Origin of the sequence: Pseudomonas sp. O39 (assembly GCF_045447295.1) — a bacterium.
In the GTDB taxonomy this organism is placed as follows: Bacteria; Pseudomonadota; Gammaproteobacteria; order Pseudomonadales; family Pseudomonadaceae; genus Aquipseudomonas; species Aquipseudomonas antarctica_A.
This window is the reverse complement of record NZ_JBJGXV010000030.1, coordinates 1-13,391: the sequence shown is the minus strand read 5'-3', so window position 1 is coordinate 13,391 and position 13,391 is coordinate 1. Positions and strand designations below refer to the sequence as shown.

The following is a 13,391-nucleotide window of genomic DNA, read 5'->3' as shown; positions in this document are numbered from 1 at the left end:
GCTAAATGTGGGAGCGGGCTTGCTCGCGAAAGCGGTGGGTCAGTGCCAGATGCATTGACTGACAGTCCGCCTTCGCGAGCAAGCCCGCTCCCACATTTGATCTGCAGTGTTTTACAAATTGGGTTACTTCAGCGCGGCCATAATCGCTTCAGGGTTGAACTCGCGAATCAGCGTGCCATTCACGTCCACAAACGGAATCCCGCCGCCGCCCAAGGCCTCATAGGCCTTGCGCGCCTGGGCGTCCTTCTCGATATCCAGCGCCTGGTATGGAATGCCTTTCTGATCCAGAAAGCGCCGGATCTGCTTGCAGTAGCCACACCACTCGGTGGAATAGAGCACCACGCGCGCTGAGGCGCGTACCTGCTCCGACACCACCTGCGAGGGGTTGAACAGCCGCTCGATCTTGCCCCAGTTCTGGATGACCACCACGACCAGCAATACCAGCAGGACCTTCTTGAGAACCCCGCCAAGCATCAGTTACGGCGCTTGAGCTGGTCAGTCAATTGGGTCGGCAGACCCTTGATGATCAAGGTGCCGGCGGCCTCGTCGTACTCGATCTTGTCGCCCAGCAGGTGCGCTTCAAAGCTGATCGACAGCCCCTCGGCACGCCCGGTGAAACGACGGAACTGGTTGAGAGTGCGTTTGTCGGCCGGGATCTCCGGCGACAGGCCGTAATCCTTGTTGCGGATATGGTCATAGAACGCCTTAGGCCGATCTTCATCGATCAAACCCGACAGTTCTTCCAGGCCCATCGGCTCGCCGAGCTTGGCCTGGCTGCTGGCGTAGTCCACGAGGGTCTTGGTTTTCTCGCGGGCCGATTCATCCGGCAGGTCTTCGCTTTCGACGAAGTCGCTGAATGCCTTGAGCAGGGTACGGGTCTCGCCCGGGCCATCGATGCCTTCCTGGCAGCCGATAAAGTCGCGGAAGTACTCCGAGACCTTCTTGCCGTTCTTGCCCTTGATAAAGGAGATGTATTGCTTGGACTGCTTGTTGTTCTGCCACTCGGAGACGTTGATCCGCGCTGCCAGGTGCAATTGGCCCAGGTCCAGGTGGCGTGAGGGGGTCACGTCCAGCTGATCGGTCACGGCCACGCCTTCGCTGTGGTGGAGCAGGGCGATGGCCAGGTAGTCGGTCATGCCTTGTTGGTAGTGGGCAAACAGCACGTGGCCGCCGGTGGAGAGGTTGGACTCCTCCATCAGCTTTTGCAGATGTTCGACTGCCGTGCGGCTGAAGGTGGTGAAATCCTGGCCGCCGTCAAAATACTCCTTCAACCAGCCGCTGAACGGGTGCGCGCCGGACTCGGCATGGAAGAAACCCCAGGCCTTGCCTTGTTTGGCGTTGTAGCTCTCGTTGAGGTCGGCAAGCATGTTCTCGATGGCGGCCGACTCGGCAAGCTCGGAGTCGCGGGCATGGAGAATTGCGGGGGTGCCGTCGGGTTTTTTGTCGATCAGGTGGACGATGCAATGACGGATCGGCATAGGCTTCTCGGCTGGTTGAGGGGAGCGGTTGGCCTCCCCGAAAAGTTGCCCAGTGTACCGCACCCATTGGCCAAGACACGTGTCCAAGGGTGCTTTGGCCGCTCTCCGACGGCCTATATGCCTTTTTTTCACGGTTTAGAGCGATAAAGCTGACCAAATGGGTATGTTGAGGCGGATATTTCCCCGTCTCTGTGCTAGTTTTGCCCCGTCTTACGCCAAGTCTCGGCGTTAAGCGTGCATTCAGCATCTGTCAGGTCGAACCAATCCCCGTTTCAAGCATCTATAACCCCGATCTCCGTGGTTATGGCCGGGGGTGCCAGGCCATGACGGTCGGGCTCGACGGCTGACACTGCACTCTGCAATCCATATGAATTTGATAGGGAAGGAACACCACAATGGCTATTACTAAAGACCAACTGATCGCTGACCTGGCTGAAGCAGTAGACGCACCGAAAACTACCGTGCGCGCTCTGCTGGACCAACTGAGCCAAGTTGTTGCTGATCAGCTGGAAAACGGCGGCGAAATCACTCTGCCAGGCGTTGGCAAACTGAAAGTGACCGAGCGTCCAGCCCGTACTGGCCGTAACCCTTCGACTGGCGCCGCCATCGAAATCGCTGCCAAGAAAGTTATCAAGCTGGTTGTGGCCAAAGGCCTGACCGACGCTGTTAACAAGTAAGACGCAGCAAAAAAAACCGTGCTTCGGAGCGATCCGGGCACGGTTTTTTGTTGCCTGCGGTTTACTGTGATGAAGGGCTAGTCGCGAACCCAGCGCTGGCGCCAGATCTGCTGCTCGTTCTTGGTCTGGAAAGTCCAGGCCACGAAACGGCTTTGCTTTTGGCCCTGGGACATCTCCACCACATGACTTTCCAGCACGTTGGCTTTTTTGAGTGCCGTCTCAATCGCGGGCAAATTTGACGCTTTTGACACCAATGTGCTGAACCACAACACCTTGTGGGCAAAATGCGCACTCTCAGCGATAAGCTGCGTGACGAAGCGCGCTTCACCGCCTTCGCACCACAACTCCGCCGATTGCCCGCCGAAGTTCAGTACCGGCAACTTGCGCTTGGGATCGGCCTTGCCCAGCGCGCGCCACTTGCGTTCGCTGCCCTTGGTGGCTTCGTCCATGGACGCGTGGAACGGCGGGTTGCACATGGTCAGATCAAAGCGCTCGCCCGGCTCCAGCAGGCCCAACAGGATTTGCTTGGGGTTGGTTTGCTGGCGCAACTGGATGACCTTGCTCAGGTCATTGGACTGCACGATGGCCCTGGCCGCGGCCACGGCGATAGGGTCGACCTCGGAGCCGAGGAAGTTCCAGCGGTACTCCATGTAGCCAATCAACGGATAGACACAGTTGGCGCCCATGCCGATGTCCAGCACCTTGACGATTGAACCGCGCGGAATCTTGCCGTCGTTGACGCTGGCCAGCAGGTCGGCGAGGAAATGCACATAGTCGGCACGCCCCGGCACTGGCGGGCACAGGTAGTCGGCTGGGATATCCCAATGCTGGATGCCGTAGAAGGCTTTCAGCAGCGCCCGGTTGAAGACCCGCACCGCGTCAGGGCTGGCAAAGTCGATACTTTCCTTGCCATAGGGGTTGATGATCACGAATTTCGCCAGTTCCGGCGTCGTTTTGATCAGCGCCGGGAAGTCGTAACGGCCTGTGTGGCGGTTACGCGGATGCAAGGTGGCCTCTTTACGCGGCGCGACGGGTTTGGCCGTGGCGGCGGTTTTAGGCTTCTTGCGCGGTGGTTTGGGTGTGCTGGGGGCGGTCATGTTGATTCTGGTGTTGGCTCAAAGTGGTGGGCATTGTCACACATTCCTGACTGAAAACAGGAATATCTAGCTTTGGGAGAATAACCAGAATGCGCGTAAAATCGGAATTATAACGTGAAGGGTTATTCTTTAATGGTTAGCTGACCTGTTATTTCTGACAGTAGATTATTGATTTTTCAGTGTGTTAATTTTTTATTGAAATACACAGGTTGGTCTCAATCTACTTAAGGTAATAACACAATGAAAAAGCACTTTTCTGTCATTTTAGTTGGGTCTATCTTGCTGGCGATGAATGCGTGGGCGGCGGGGGAGTCTCCTTTGGAGAATACGCAGAGTGGTCAAACTGCCGGGACCATTATTGTAGAGTCAGCAGGTGCATCTGCGTTTCGGGTCAGTGATGGCGACTTTGCCGATCCGCTCACTATTGGAGTGGCTGGGGCTTCACTCAGAGAAGGTAAAAACCTCTTTATTGAAAATAATGGTTCAAAGGCGACTAATATTAGCGTCCAGAATACGACCCTTTCTTCTCCGCTGAATCTTCCAGCGGGATCAAATGTCCAGTTTACTGTTACTTCGGGGAAATGGGTTTCTAAAGGGGTCAGGGTGAATGGGAAAGTGGGCGATCCGGGTACGGGCCAGGTAAATGTTCCGCCTGTATCGCAATAAGCCCGCCCTCAACCTGCTGCTCGCTCGTGGCAAGTTGATAGTTGCCATATTGATCAAAAAGCGCCCATAAAAAAGAGACCTGAGAAGGTCTCTTTTTTACATGGTTTCCAGCTTACAGACTGGAGATCCACACATGTGCTCGGCCAGCTTACCCAACGCCCGCTCAGCCTCGGCCAACTTGGCGGGTTCCTTCTCGATCACTTCAGCCGGCGCATTGTCCAAAAACGCCGAGTTGGACAGCTTGCCGTCCACTTGCTGCACGGCCAAGCTCGTACAAAGAGCATGGCGAAGACATAGTGATCGGCAGTGTGCTACGCGGGTTTGAGTATGCGAAAGCGCAAGTCAGAGCCAAGGTTGAGCATCCGTTTCGGGTGATCAAGCGCCAGTTTGGCTATACGAAAGTGCGCTTTCGTGGTCTGACGAAAAGCAGTGCTCAGCAGACGACGTTGTTCGCCTTGTCGAACTTGTGGATGGTGCGAAAACGATTGTTGAATACTGGAGAGGTGCGCCTGTAATGCGGGCTAATCGCCCTGAAACAGCGCGACTTAGAGGAAAATCATGAATTAAGAAGTGGAAAGGTCTAATGATTCGACCGAATCAGCGCTTTTTGAACCTCACGCAAAGAGGGGATCAAAAAACGGTGGGTACTTCAGACCTTCCTTAGGGGGTGCACTTTCAACTTGGTGGCGGCGTGTATCAGGCCGATGCCGGCTCCCGAGTGCATCGGGAGCGCGGTGTTAGCGAGGTCTCCATCGTGAGTAGGAGATGTTGCTTGGTTAAACTCGATTAGCCAATGAGGCGTCCATGTCCAGTACGAACATGCGCCATTTTGAATGTCTTATTCTTTTGATTTCTGCGACGCCAACGAAATCCCGAATAGGACCCCGGCAAAACGAGCCGTATATTTTTTTGTAGTTCTGCGCTTGAAGTGACGTGATCAATTCGCTGAGCGGTATCTGACCCTTTGGGCGAATAATATCGATACTATGGGCCGCTGCTAATTGTTTCAATACTTTGTCCAGGTCTTGCGGCGTTTTGAGAATATTGTTGGTTACCATGTCTTTAGGCTTGAACTCGGTCAAGATATAGTCGGGTGCTAATTTGGGGTTAAGTGAATTGTGTGCTTTGCTTATATAGTTTCCATTCAGCCTTCCCGAAAGATGCTGTAGCAATCGGCTATCATCTGTCGCAATTGACGCGCCTTTAGGTGCGAAAAAATGAAGGTCCACTCCTGATGGAAGAGCGAATCGGAACTTCTCGGCACGCGACGCTCCGTGGCTGTAAATATACGCTTTAGTAGCGTTCGGACCTCCGCTGTAAAGCTCATATGAAGCGGGTCCATTGTGAAAACCAAGACTCCGTGTCTTAACGGTCAGCGTTTCAACGCCCATCTGGCCTTTGGCTATGCTGCTGTGTTGATACGCGAGACTGGTTTCCCTGGCTGCCCCCTTTGCCCCTGCTCTTGCAGCGCGCAAAGCTAGCCCGGCGCCTGCGCCTGCTTCGAGCAGACCGGTCCCGAGTGCAGCCCAACCTAATGCTTCTGAGAGGTCAGGGTCACTTTCTCGTAGTGCCGCAGAGGCGATACCAAAGCCCGCGGACACAGTAGCTAAACCTACCGCTGCTACCGTCCACCCTATTGAAGCACCGCCGGTAAAGGGTGCCAGTGCGATACCGATTACGCCGATCCCCACAGCGGCTACAACCGGGTTTTCGATCGCTGGCGCGTGGGTAATGACAGAGTATTGGTTCAAGACCTCCGCGAACCCAGAGGGGTCACTTTTATTGACCGGGTCGTTGCTGCAATACCGATATCGATTTGATCCACCTGCACCAAACGGACTGATAGGGTCAGGAGCGTCAAAGCTTTGTTTCGCGGGATTGTAGACTCTCGCTCCGTTCCCCAGAGGATAATTACCGGTAACGCTGTCCATGGGGTGGCCGTTAAACCCAACCCACGAGCGCTGATCGATGGTATGAGGGCGATAGCCGTATGGCGTGTAAACAAAGTATGAAATTGAATTGGTAGACAGGTCGTAACTGGCAATCACCGAGCCTTTGATGTCTTTTACCTCGAAACTGCGGCTTGTTGTTGGCATGTTGCTGTCTTGGTTGATACTCTGCTGCAGCAATAAGCAGGAAGTGCTCTGGTTCATCAAAATAGAAGTGCGGTAGCTAAAAACTCCATTGCTGCTAAATACACCTTTCCGAGCGTATTGGAAGTCATCTTTATAATAGTACTGGTCGTAGTGGCCCGTACCTGAGCACCCAGCGAGTCGGCCAATGTTGTCGTAATGGTAGTCGAAACGTTGTTGTGCGTCACTGTGAACGGTTAATTGACCCTGGATATTGTAAGTGAGTGGGAAGCCGTCTTTGTTTATACAATAACCAAGGCTGTCATATTTATAAGAATGAGTTTGTTGAGTCGTACCTCTCTGAAGTGTAGTGGATTGAGGTTGGCAGGGGTCTGCAGCCCCAAATGTGTATTTATCGATAAACGTACTGCCATTGCTTGTCACGGTACATTGAATCAGGTTGCCGGCCATGTCGTATATAAAATCCTGTCGGTCAATCACATAGCGGTCAGGCGTGGAGGGTTTATGGGGGCCGCTGCACAGATAGGTTTCGAGTTGCCCTCTGAAATCGTAACGGTACTCTTCCTTGCGCAACAGTGATGCACCTTGCAGTATTTCCATTTCAGCGATTAAAGAGGTGGTATACGTTGTTTTTAATGTAAGGGGTGGAAAACCTGTGGCATTGAATTGACGTTGAATTTCTTGACCGGATGCGTTGTAAGTGTACGCAGTCGTCATGGTCTTACCATGGGTTAGATCATTCAATGTTTCGGATTCCAGTCTACCTAGCGGGCCATATATAAAATCTACGGTCAGCGTTGCGCTGGCGCTGTTCAGTAGACGGCCTTGGGTGTCGTAAGTGTATTGAGTGCTGTTACCGAACGCATCAGTTGATCGCAGTAAGAGGCCTTGAATGGAGTATTCGTATCTTGCTTGAGAGGTAGTTGAATCACTACCTCGGTTAATGCCTCCGGTAATGGTTTCAGTAAGGGTACGGGTTTGCGCGTCCCAAGCATTGCTCAGCTTAATGCGAGTAGATGAGGTGTTCGTTGCGCTGGGTTGAGTATCTGCTTTGCCCCAATTCCCGCTGCCGATATAGGCATAGTTCACTTTAGTGCCGCCGAGTACGGTAGCCGTCACGCGGCTCAGGCCATCTACTGTCTGGGTGCCCAGTGAAACTGTTTGGCCGCTGGATTCCAGCTTGGCAGCTGTCGCTACGGGTGCTTGGATATGGGCAGGAAAGTCATTAATCGTTGTGATACCGGCGGTTTCCACACGGCTTACGCGACCAAAAGCGTCGTAATTACGGTGAATCGCATATGCCTCGCTTGAAGTCTCGGTGGTCAGATGACCTAGGGCGTTGTAGCGATACGTCTGTGAGCTCACGAACTTACCATTGGCATGAAGATACGACTCGTGGCGTTGTTCTCCACCGGGTTCGTCGAATACCTGTATGGTGCGCCCGCCCGTTTCACTGCCTTGTGCTACCCAGGTTGAGGTCTTGCGGTTGACCGGGTCGTACGAAAAATTCTCGGTCTCACCACTCGCGGCCCACTTGATTTCTGAGAGCTGCCCCCAGCGGTCATAGCTGAAGTTACGTGTTTGCGGGGGCAATTGCGTTTTATTGGCGGTGTAGTCGAATTGTGTCGTGGACGCCTCTCGACCTTGGGCGTCGTAAGTTATTTCGTATAACTTCAGCCATGAACCATCAGTGTGTAGCCACTCGTTTCGGATGGGGCGGCCCAACGTATCAAATACGTCTCTGCTTTGTTCTCCGAACGGGCTGGTACGCGTTACTTGAGTTTCGGTGCCAGCGTCTACGTAGGTGAAAGTGGTCGTGCCTTTGAGCTCGGGCTCGCCGGCATATACGGTTTGTTGGATTATACGGCGCTGCGCGTCGTATTCATAAAGGGTCGTATTGTCTTGGGCATCAATGTGGGCCTTAAGCAAGCCGGTGAGCGTTTGAATGACTTGAGTTCCGGTGACTGCAGGTGCAGTGCCCGCGGTCACATAAGTGGTTGTAGTGAGTTGATTGTTGGAAAGCCCGTAGTCGATCGCAGTACTGACTACAGAGCCCGGAACGACCTTGCCGGCGGCGTCAAGGATAGATTGCGTGCTGTTCAATAACCGCCCATGGTGAGGTGAATTAATGTCGGTATCATAAGTATTCTCTTCAAGCACCATGTTGCCGTTCGCCCATGATGAGAGCCTGCCATTGGCATCCCCAACCGGGTTATAGATTGTCAATTTTTTCGAAGGTTTGAGGGTTGGACCTTTTACCAGGGCGTCTTTGACCGGCAGCCCATCGTAACTGTAGAAGGTCCACTGCAAGTCAGTCCGTTGGCCGTTGTTCAGGGTATAGACCTTTTCGGATTCGACGTGAACCTTGAAGTAATTTGGGTCGCCAGGGCAACGAATGGCCACCGGGAGGTTGAAGGTCTGTTGACCGTTACTGGTGACGTAAGGCGAAATAACCTTTTGGCGCAGCTCACGTGTACCCCAGGTCAACCCGGCTTTACCGAACAGCAGGAATCCCCAGCCGATAGGGTTTGCGTAATCACCTGTGGCCGCAATAACACTCAAAGGCGTTATGGGAGTTTTAACTCTTTCTGTTTTGACGAGTATGTCTTCTTCCAACATTCCCCGATAATAAGTCCACTCCGTTGTTACGCCGTTTTCTGTCTTTGAAATGATGTTGCCTAAGGTGTCCATTGTGATAACGACGACTTCCTTGCGAGCGGTCAGGTCGGGGTTGGTGTAGGTCGTGCTAGTGGTGCTTTCAATACGGTCTGGGAGGGGGTCATTAGCGGCACCCGTGAGGACAGTCCCTCCGTTTTTCACGGTTCTACTTAACTCAACGGTTTTCAATAATAAGCCATCTACCCAAGTTGTTTCTTTTGTCGGTAGGCGGTTGGTCGAAAACTGATATTCAGTTTTTTTATTGCCTATCTCCGTTACTGAGGTGATTTGGTTGCCTTTTGAGGTGGTGTAAATATATTGATTGTTTTGTATGATGGTCGCGTTGTTGTCGGTAATAAGGTGGTTGGAAACTTTGCCGTTCTGATAACTAATTGCCTCCGTGAGTCCGCTGCTGTGTTTTATTTTGCTGATAGAGCCGGTGTACTCGAACGCTGTCGTGTCTATCTGGTTGCTCTGCCGTACTGTACTCAACAAGCCCTCGGTAAATTGAAAATCCATCGTGTAATTGTCGTTGGTTCCTGGCCATACATCGAAAGTGACCTGCATTATGCTGCCGAGCATGGTGTAACCAACGGTCAATAGGGTTCCTGACTCGTCGGATACTGACTGTAGGCGTGGGAGCCACAGGTTTATGAGTGAGTTGGTTTCTTTAATCAAATCCCATTGGAGGTAAATTTTATGCCCAGAGGGTGAACTTATTGTAGTTGGAAGATAATAGCCTTCATCTATTTGCGGGTTGGATGAGGGGGCTTGGAATTTGGTAAGACGTTCTTGTTTTCCACTTTTATGTGTGAATTTAAGTTGCTTGCTATCCCGGCTGATAACGACGTGGGGTAAGGCAATATCGCTTTTTCCGTCCCATGTCCAACTGGCTCCGTTCTCTAAGTAAATTTCGCCGAAATTGTTGCTCTGAAGTGTTGGTAGACGGTCTTCGTAAAAATAAGCATGGTTAAATCGGATACTACAATTTTCGAGGTAGTGGGTGCCGCGGCCCGACGTGTGGTAAACCTTCAGATCCAAAGTCGGGCCCAACCCATTATTTCCAACTAATTCAGCTATCGGGATAAATGTGCAAAATGCGCCCGAAAAGGGGTCGACCCCATGAATATTCGGGCTACCTTCGTTAACGACACGTTGTTTAACAGCTGTCGAATTAGCCATCTGGAAACTCCTTAAAAAGTAGGCTGCCTCCGTGCTGCAAAATGATGCACGGCAGAGAGCTTTGTTTCAGAGTAATGCCGCTTTCCAGTGGGTTGATACTGTCAATGTTGACAGTTTTTTATAACTTTTTGCGCTTAAGTGTCTCCATAGTTAGATCAGTTAATTTTGCGCAAAAAAAAGAGACCCGAAGGTCTCTCTTTTTATTCCAGCATTGACTTACAAGCTGGCAATCCGACTGCGTTGCTCCGCCAACTTGCCCTGAGCCTGTTCAGCTTCAGCCAACTTGGCGCGCTCCTTATCGATCACCTCCGCCGGCGCCTTGTCGACGAACGCCGCGTTGGACAGCTTGCCGCCCACTCGCTGCACTTCGCCTTGCAGGCGCAGGATTTCCTTATCGAGACGGGCCAATTCCGCGCCTTTGTCGATCAGGCCGGCCATCGGCACCAGCACTTCCATCTCGCCGACCAGCGCGGTCGCGGACAGCGGTGCTTCGGCGCCGTCAGCCAATACCGTGATCGACTCCAGCTTCGCCAGCTTCTTGAGCAGTGCGTCGTTCTCGCTGAGGCGACGCTGATCTTCGCTGCTGGCGTTCTTCACAAACACTGCCAACGGCTTGCCCGGCCCGATGTTCATCTCGGCACGGATGTTACGCGTGCCCATCATCAGGGTCTTGAGCCATTCGATATCGCTTTCGGCCGCCTCATCGATGCGCGCTTCATTGGCCACCGGCCAAGGTTGCAGCATGATGGTTTTGCCTTCGATACCGGCCAGCGGCGCGATGCGCTGCCAGATCTCTTCGGTGATGAACGGCATGAACGGGTGCGCCAGGCGCAGTGCCACTTCCAGTACGCGTACCAAGGTGCGACGGGTGCCGCGCTGGCGTTCGATCGGCGAGTTTTCGTCCCACAGCACGGGCTTGGACAGTTCCAGGTACCAGTCGCAATACTGGTTCCAAATGAACTCGTACAAGGCCTGTGCGGCCAGGTCGAAACGGAACTGGTCAAGTTGGCGGGTTACTTCGGCTTCGGTGCGCTGCAACTGCGAGATGATCCAGCGATCCGCCAGGCTCAGCTCAACTGCTTCGCCGTTCTGGCCGCAGTCTTCGCCTTTGTCCAGCACGTAGCGCGCGGCGTTCCAGATCTTGTTGCAGAAGTTGCGGTAGCCTTCGACGCGGCCCATGTCGAACTTGATGTCGCGACCGGTGGACGCCAGCGAGCAGAAGGTGAAACGCAGGGCGTCGGTACCGTAGCTGGCAATGCCATCGGCGAACTCGTCGCGGGTCTGCTTCTCGATCTTCTTGGCCAACTTTGGCTGCATCAGGCCCGAGGTGCGTTTCTGCACCAGGGTTTCCAGGTCGATGCCGTCGATGATGTCCAGCGGGTCCAGGACGTTGCCTTTGGACTTGGACATCTTCTGGCCCTGGCCATCCCGCACCAGGCCGTGCACGTACACGGTCTTGAACGGTACTTGCGGGGTGCCGTCCTCGTTCTTCACCAGGTGCATGGTCAGCATGATCATCCGGGCAACCCAGAAGAAAATGATGTCGAAGCCGGTCACCAGTACATCGGTGGAGTGGAATTTCTTCAGGAACTCGGTCTGCTGCGGCCAGCCCAGGGTGGAGAAGGTCCACAGGCCGGAGCTGAACCAGGTGTCCAGTACGTCGTTGTCCTGTTGCAGCGCAACGTCCGGGCCGAGGTTGTGCTTGGCGCGCACTTCGGCTTCGTCGCGGCCTACATAGACTTTGCCCGACTCGTCGTACCAGGCCGGAATGCGGTGGCCCCACCACAGCTGACGGCTGATGCACCAGTCCTGGATGTCGCGCATCCACGAGAAGTACATGTTTTCGTACTGTTTGGGCACGAACTGAATGCGGCCGTCTTCCACGGCAGCAATCGCAGGCTCGGCCAATGGTTTGGTGGACACGTACCACTGGTCGGTCAGCCATGGCTCGATTACGGTGCCGGAACGGTCGCCCTTCGGCACTTTGAGGCCGTGGTCGTCAACGCTCACCAGCAAGCCGGCAGCGTCAAAGGCGGCCACGATCTGCTTGCGCGCTTCGAAACGGTCGAGGCCGGCGTATTCGGCCGGGATCTTGCCGTCGATGCTGTCGTTCAGCGTGCCGTCCAGATTGAACACCTGACAGGCCGGCAATACGGCGGCGTTTTTGTCGAAGATGTTCAACAGCGGCAGGTTGTGGCGCTTGCCGACTTCGTAGTCGTTGAAATCGTGGGCCGGGGTGATTTTCACGCAGCCGGTGCCGAATTCAGGGTCACAGTAGTCGTCTGCGATGATCGGGATACGGCGACCCACCAACGGCAGCTCGACGAACTTGCCGATCAGCGCCTGGTAGCGCTCGTCGTTCGGGTTAACTGCGACGGCGGCGTCGCCGAGCATGGTTTCCGGACGGGTGGTGGCGACGATCAGGTAGTCGTTGCCTTCAGCGGTCTTGGCGCCATCGGCCAGCGGGTACTTGAGGTTCCACAGGAAACCTTTCTCGTCGTGGTTTTCCACTTCAAGGTCGGAAATCGCCGTGTGCAACTTGGTGTCCCAGTTGACCAGGCGCTTGCCACGGTAGATCAGGCCGTCTTCGTGCAGGCGTACGAAGGCTTCTTTCACGGATTCCGACAGGCCGTCGTCCATGGTGAAGCGCTCGCGGCTCCAGTCGACGGACGAACCCAGGCGACGGATCTGACGGCTGATATTGCCGCCGGACTGGTCTTTCCATTCCCAGATCTTTTCCAGGAATTTCTCGCGACCCAGGTCGTGACGGTTCTGGCCGGTGGCCTCGAGTTGGCGTTCCACCAGCATCTGCGTGGCGATACCGGCGTGGTCGGTGCCCGGTTGCCACAGGGTGTTGCGGCCCTGCATGCGGCGGAAACGGATCAACGCATCCATGATCGCATTGTTGAAGCCATGGCCCATGTGCAGGCTGCCAGTGACGTTCGGTGGCGGAATCATGATGGTGTAGGACTCGCCCGCGCCTTGCGGGGCGAAATAGTTCTCGGACTCCCAGGTGTTGTACCAGGAAGTTTCAATGGCGTGCGGCTGGTAGGTCTTATCCATGCGCGGCGGGACCCTATTGGCATTTATTCAGGAAAAGCCGGGAAGTATAGCGGGGATGAGCCAGCGCGCGTAGGGCGAGGTGATGGGCGATGTAAAAAACTGCATCACCCGGTTGAACTCGATGTGGTTTACACAGGCTGGCACTCTCTTTTTGAGCGAGGGTAATTGTTACGTAAGCCCATTCTGGCAATACGCTGCTGTTCAGACCGATTTAGCCCCGTGAAATGGGCGCTTGGTCGCTGGTATCGCACGCTGAGTCATTGTGCTTCGCGCGTCACCAGCTACCGTGCGACCAGACTGGTTTATGTCTTGCTCATGGTCAGGATAACTGCTGTCCAGCCAGACACCTGACCACCGTTGGCATTGAATTCCGCCAGGGCCAGTGGCGTCGAGGTGGAGTAGATGTCCTGACTCAGTTGCAGGTTCCAATCACCGTTGCTGTCAGCTTGAGGTTTGCCAAACAAAACGCTGCCGCCT

Annotated in this window: 7 protein-coding genes and 2 pseudogenes; 3 read left to right on the top strand and 6 right to left on the bottom strand. The window is 54.2% G+C overall.

Features of this window, described 5'->3' with window-relative positions:
* Positions 1 to 123: 123 nt before the first annotated feature.
* Positions 124 to 474 carry a glutaredoxin family protein gene (locus ACI77D_RS26520; RefSeq protein ID WP_064450852.1) on the bottom strand — a complete coding sequence of 117 codons (351 nt, stop codon included), beginning with the start codon at positions 472 to 474 and terminating at the stop codon, positions 124 to 126.
* Positions 474 to 1,478 carry a nucleoid-associated protein YejK gene (gene yejK, locus ACI77D_RS26515; RefSeq protein ID WP_064450853.1) on the bottom strand — a complete coding sequence of 335 codons (1,005 nt, stop codon included), beginning with the start codon at positions 1,476 to 1,478 and terminating at the stop codon, positions 474 to 476. Before yejK ends, ACI77D_RS26520 begins: the two co-directional genes overlap by 1 nt.
* A 395-nt stretch (positions 1,479 to 1,873) precedes the next feature.
* Here yejK and ACI77D_RS26510 point away from each other — a divergent pair, with 395 nt between their 5' ends.
* Positions 1,874 to 2,155: an HU family DNA-binding protein gene (locus ACI77D_RS26510; RefSeq protein WP_003188840.1), complete on the top strand. Its 282-nt coding sequence runs from the start codon at positions 1,874 to 1,876 to the stop codon at positions 2,153 to 2,155.
* 77 nt (positions 2,156 to 2,232) lie between these two features.
* Here ACI77D_RS26510 and rlmF read toward each other — a convergent pair whose 3' ends face one another.
* Positions 2,233 to 3,252 (bottom strand): 23S rRNA (adenine(1618)-N(6))-methyltransferase RlmF, encoded by a 1,020-nt coding sequence (gene rlmF / locus ACI77D_RS26505; protein WP_064450854.1) that lies wholly within the window; start codon positions 3,250 to 3,252, stop codon positions 2,233 to 2,235.
* Positions 3,253 to 3,492: 240 nt separating this feature from the next.
* On the opposite strand from rlmF, the gene ACI77D_RS26500 reads away from it, so the two are divergent.
* On the top strand, positions 3,493 to 3,918 hold the full coding sequence (locus ACI77D_RS26500) for a hypothetical protein (RefSeq protein ID WP_221294017.1): 426 nt from the start codon (positions 3,493 to 3,495) through the stop codon (positions 3,916 to 3,918).
* A 112-nt stretch (positions 3,919 to 4,030) separates the two neighbouring features.
* Here the strand turns inward: ACI77D_RS26500 and ACI77D_RS26495 are convergent.
* Positions 4,031 to 4,179: pseudogene (locus ACI77D_RS26495) on the bottom strand (hypothetical protein); the annotation flags it as partial.
* Here ACI77D_RS26495 and ACI77D_RS26490 point away from each other — a divergent pair.
* Positions 4,170 to 4,433, top strand: a pseudogene (locus ACI77D_RS26490) (transposase); the annotation flags it as partial. The pseudogenes ACI77D_RS26495 and ACI77D_RS26490 sit on opposite strands and share 10 nt — an antisense overlap.
* A 261-nt stretch (positions 4,434 to 4,694) precedes the next feature.
* Here ACI77D_RS26490 and ACI77D_RS26485 read toward each other — a convergent pair.
* Positions 4,695 to 9,851, bottom strand: coding sequence for an RHS repeat domain-containing protein (locus ACI77D_RS26485; protein ID WP_407017790.1), 5,157 nt, complete (start codon positions 9,849 to 9,851; stop codon positions 4,695 to 4,697).
* A gap of 216 nt (positions 9,852 to 10,067) precedes the next feature.
* Complete coding sequence (locus ACI77D_RS26480; RefSeq protein ID WP_073637252.1) at positions 10,068 to 12,914, bottom strand: valine--tRNA ligase; 2,847 nt, start codon at positions 12,912 to 12,914, stop codon at positions 10,068 to 10,070.
* Between the last annotated feature and the right edge of the window lie 477 nt (positions 12,915 to 13,391).